The following is a 2587-nucleotide window of genomic DNA, read 5'->3' on the forward strand; positions in this document are numbered from 1 at the left end:
CCCTTCGGGCGGGAGGGGAAGGGCGCTAGCCGCACCAGCAGCATGGCAGGCACCACGCCCAGCGCCCCAGCGACGGCCGCCACCAACAGGGGCAGTTGCAGCGATTGCACGGCAAGCAGGCCCGCCAGAGCAGGCCCGACCAGGGAGCCTGCGCCGTTGGCCACGTTGATCACCGACAGGCCGGAGACGGCGCTCGGCCACGCCCGCACCGCGTGGGTCTGGCTACCGGTCCAGAACAACGCACGAGCCAGCCCCTGCAGTAGTTGGGACAGCGTGAATGCCCAGACGGCGGTGCTGGTCACCAGGAGCCCGCACGACGCAGCCAGCGCCACCGCGGCCAGTACGACGAACAGCTTGTCGGGGAACCGCCGCAGCAGAGGGCCCATGCACAGGCGCGTGGCCAGCTGCGAGACTCCTGCCAATGCGACGACGACCCCGATCACAGTCGCCGAGATACCGACGGCCAGCGCCGCGAGCGGCGCCGCGACGCCCACCATGCCCAGCGCAGTACAGAACAGCAGCGTCGCGACCACGCTGAGCCGACGGTCGACCTTCAGCGTTTCCGGCCGCGGGTCGTCGGCGCTGTCCGGTGCGGTGTCCTCTGGCGGCACGTCGCACTACCTCGGAAGGTCCAGTCCGGCAAGCTCCAGCCGCGACCGGTGGTACTGCCAGACGTAGGTGTCGTTGAACATCGAGCCCAGATCCGGCATGGCCGCGATGTCCTCGGCGGGCACCTCGGGCGGCGGGGTGCCGCGGTGGGTGGCGTCGAGGGTCATCCGTGCCAGGATCTCGATGTTGAGTGCTCGAATGACCGCTTGCTCGACGGTATCGCCGACGGTGACGATGCCGTGGCCCCGCAGGATGCACACCGGTCGCTCGCCGAGGGTGCGCGCGACCGAGCCGCCGAGCTCGTCGGTGTTGATCAGCAGGCTTTGCGGATACACGGGGAACCCATCGCTGGCCATCCGCATCGCCGGGATGTTGTAGGCGCCGACGATCGGCCGCAGTTCCAGGCCGGCCAGCTCACACGCCACCACCGCGGGCGGGTGTACGTGCACGACCGCGTTCACGTCAGGGCGGGCCGCCAGGACCTGGCTGTGGATAGGGAACTCGTTGGGGCGCCGGTATCCGTGGGGTAGCGGGTCGGTGCCTGCGGCGACCTCGTGAATGTCAGCCGGCGTGGTGAACAGCAGGCCGCGTTCGTGCGGGCTGCGGGACCGGACCAGGATCGTGTCGCCGCCCGGCGTACGCGCGCTCACGTGCCCGAGGATGTCCTCGGCAAGACCGGCGTGGGCCAGGATGCGGCATGCCTCGGCCAGCGTGAACTTCAGTTCGGTATGGCCGGCGGACCGGCCATCGGTGGTGCCCGGGTGGGCGACACCGTTGAGGTCGGGAAGTCCGACGCCGTCGTGGATCACGGTCGGCCCGTGCTTTCGGCGGCGGCCTCTGCGGTGAGCCGCAGCGTTTCCAGCAGCGCGATGCTGGCGGGGAACGGGACGTGGGCGTAATCGCCGCCCTCGGCCTCGGTGAAGAATTTGCGTACCACCGCCAGGCTCGGACTGTCGACGCCGACCGAATTGGCGAGTTCGGCTGCCAGCCGCATGTCCTTGGCGATGGTGCTCACCGGTGCGTGCTTGCTGACGGCGCCGGTGTCATTCAAGAAGTAGGCCGCTGCGTCGTCGAAACCGCGGGTGGAACCGCTGGAGGCTTTCACCGCGTCGACCGTCGTCTGCGCGTCAAGGCCGTAGCGTTTGGCGATCAGCAGCGCCTCGGCGGACGCCAGATACCACGCGTATTTGATGTGCTGGTTGACCAGTTTGGCGGCGTACCCGCTACCCCGCACGCCGCAGTAGACGATCGACGACGCGACATCGGACAGTAGCTCGACGATGCCGTCGTCAACCTCGGCGGGGGTGGCCCCGAGCAGGATGCTCATCTTCGGGGCCTTGCCGGATACCGGGGCGTCGATGAAGCGTCGCCCGGCGGTGCCGAACGCATCGTTCAAGGTCTGCGCAACGTCGGGGGTCGCCGTCGTCATGTCGATCAGCACGCCGCCTTCCCCCAGGCCGGCCAGGATTCCGGTGTCCACCCCGAGCGCGACGTCGAGGACGGCGGGGGGATCGGGCAGTGCGGTGAACACGACATCGCTCTCGGTAGCGACCTGGGCCGCACTGACGGCGGTGGAGGCACCGACCATCGCGGTTGTTGCGACCTTCTCGGCGTCGCGGTCCCACACAGTCAGCTCGTGGCCCGCGGCGATGAGCGCACTGGCAAGCGCCGTACCCATGGGCCCCAGACCGACCACGCCCACCCTGAGTTCCATCGCGGCTCCAATCCATGTTGCTTTGTGAAGAATCACATTCTGTATAGCAGGAAGCTCCTGTGACGTCTACGTCACCTCGGGATGGAAACTGCCGACTCTCGGATGGGCTACCAAAGATGATTGAGATGGCATGAACGGGAACGGTGCCGCCACTGAGCTGCATCTTTGTTGAATCCCCTGGGGCATATCGTGCACTATTCCGCTCGTTGACAGTCAAATGTGACGCAGAGTACAGTCGCCCGAATCTGCAGAACGCTTCTCTGC

General features: G+C 67.6%; 3 protein-coding genes. All 3 read right to left on the reverse strand.

The window, feature by feature from the left end; translation table 11 throughout:
* Nucleotides 1-611 (reverse strand): MFS transporter (locus ACRDUX_RS27025; protein ID WP_526418294.1); only part of this gene is annotated, 611 nt, incomplete at its 3' end.
* 6 nt (nt 612-617) lie between these two features.
* Nucleotides 618-1418: a 3,4-dihydroxyphthalate decarboxylase gene (phtC, locus tag ACRDUX_RS27030; RefSeq protein ID WP_526418296.1), complete on the reverse strand. Its 801-nt coding sequence runs from the start codon at nt 1416-1418 to the stop codon at nt 618-620.
* A complete protein-coding gene (locus ACRDUX_RS27035) occupies nt 1415-2323 on the reverse strand; it encodes an NAD(P)-dependent oxidoreductase (RefSeq protein ID WP_526418298.1) in 909 nt (302 codons plus the stop codon). The genes phtC and ACRDUX_RS27035 overlap by 4 nt, the downstream gene beginning before the upstream one ends.
* Between the last annotated feature and the right edge of the window lie 264 nt (nt 2324-2587).

The organism is Mycobacterium sp. (assembly GCF_050701675.1).
Taxonomy (GTDB): domain Bacteria; phylum Actinomycetota; class Actinomycetes; order Mycobacteriales; family Mycobacteriaceae; genus Mycobacterium.